General features: G+C 65.0%; 1 protein-coding gene. It reads left to right on the top strand.

Going from position 1 to position 343, the window contains the following annotated elements; translation table 11 throughout:
* A partial coding sequence (locus ACQRAQ_RS08650; protein WP_427794560.1) for a transposase occupies positions 1-261 on the top strand: 261 nt, incomplete at its 5' end.
* Between the last annotated feature and the right edge of the window lie 82 nt (positions 262-343).

Genomic DNA, 343 nt, shown 5'->3' with positions numbered 1-343 from the left:
GAGATAAAGCGCAGGTCGCGCGTCGTGCAGGTGTTCCCCTCCACGGGCTCGCTGGTGCGGCTCGCGGGCGCGGTCATGTGCGAGCAGGACGAGATATGGCAGGAGTCCAGGTACTTCTCGGAGGCGAGGATGAACGAGCTCTACGACGACGGCCGCACCCGGGGGACCGACGGTCCCGTCGATTGGGCGCGGCTCGAGGCGGAGGCAAGGAAGATGCTCGAGTCCGGCCTCGAGCTTGCGGACAGGGTCGAGGCGGCATAGGATATCAACCGTATTCCAGATTCTGGGACGCCGGGCCGACTCGCTTCGGATCGGGCACTACACCAACTTTCTCGACACTACC

Origin of the sequence: Collinsella sp. SGI.178 (assembly GCF_050313495.1) — a bacterium.
Lineage (GTDB): Bacteria > Actinomycetota > Coriobacteriia > Coriobacteriales > Coriobacteriaceae > Collinsella.
This window is presented reverse-complemented; position numbering and strand designations above follow the sequence as displayed.